Consider the following 1,132-nt stretch of genomic DNA (forward strand, 5'->3'; position numbering starts at 1 on the left):
GCAGCAAACTAACGCTTTGAACCCAATTTGATCACGATTTTATCGAAAGCCTATTACTGCTGCGAAACCAGTAGGAATACTTTGACACCGAGATTTGCAATGCTTCTATTGAAGCAAGCGCACGGCTCAAACACGAAGCAAGGATGGGTTTGGAGGTTTTCGTGACACTCAAAGTAATTGGAACTGGATTTGGTAGGACAGGCACCGATTCAATGCGCGCCGCTCTGAACATTCTCGGCGTCGGACCCACACACCATATGTTTGAGCTAGAAGAAGGTATGCCCCTGAGGCAGCCATGGCTTGATCTTGCCAAGGGCTCGCAGCCGGATTGGGACTTCCTTTTTTCGGGTTACCACGCTTGCGTGGACTGGCCTTCAGCCTACTACTGGCGATCTTTGATAAAAGTGTATCCCGAGGCGAAAGTCCTGCTGACGATGCGGTCAGCGGAGAGTTGGTGGAATAGCTTTGAGGCAACAATCCTTAAATACATCCAGAGCGGTGACGATCCAAATGGGTTGGCCAAATTATTAGTTGCTGAACAAGTCTTTGACGGGCGTCCTGACGACCGGAACCATGCCATTGCGACCTATAACCGGAACATAGAAGAGGTCATCGCAACAGTCGATACTGAGCGGCTCTTGATCCATTCTCTTGGAGACGGATGGGAGCCGCTATGCAACTGGTTGGGCCTTTCCGTTCCCGAGGTCAGTTATCCGAGCGGAAATACAACACAGGATATTGTCGGGCGATTTGCTGAAAAGGGCGTTGACCTGTCATAAACAATACGTTTGGCGATGAACTTTAGACCTCTTGATATCTAATCAAGGGGTTTAAAACCTTTGACCTTGTGAAAGCGTCAGATGACCGCCCAGATCGGACTTTCGCCGAGGGCAACTTCGGCAGAGCACGTGCAACCAAATACAATGCCACACGGTTTTCAAATATCCAGTTGCATGAATACAAGGTAGGGCTGGAGCAACGGATCGTTCTCCCCTTCTGGATAATATTCGATTTTACGAAACCCGAGCTTAAGATACAAAGCCTGCGCCGCCGTGTCGTAGATGCCTGTGTCCAATAGAACGCTTTCTGCGCCTAGGTTTCGAGCATCCTTGAGAATGCTTTCCATCAGCTT

At 49.4% G+C, this 1,132-nt stretch carries 2 protein-coding genes; one reads left to right on the forward strand and one right to left on the reverse strand.

Annotated features, from left to right (window positions below; genetic code table 11):
• Positions 1-161 precede the first annotated feature (161 nt).
• Positions 162-779 carry a sulfotransferase family protein gene (locus MWU63_RS20295; protein WP_247079822.1) on the forward strand — a complete coding sequence of 206 codons (618 nt, stop codon included), beginning with the start codon at positions 162-164 and terminating at the stop codon, positions 777-779.
• Between the two features lie 158 nt (positions 780-937).
• Here the strand turns inward: MWU63_RS20295 and MWU63_RS20300 are convergent.
• The coding region (locus MWU63_RS20300; RefSeq protein WP_343229490.1) for a GNAT family N-acetyltransferase at positions 938-1,132 on the reverse strand (195 nt) is incomplete at its 5' end.

It is taken from the genome of Pseudohalocynthiibacter sp. F2068 (assembly GCF_023015645.1).
Taxonomy (GTDB): domain Bacteria; phylum Pseudomonadota; class Alphaproteobacteria; order Rhodobacterales; family Rhodobacteraceae; genus Pseudohalocynthiibacter; species Pseudohalocynthiibacter aestuariivivens.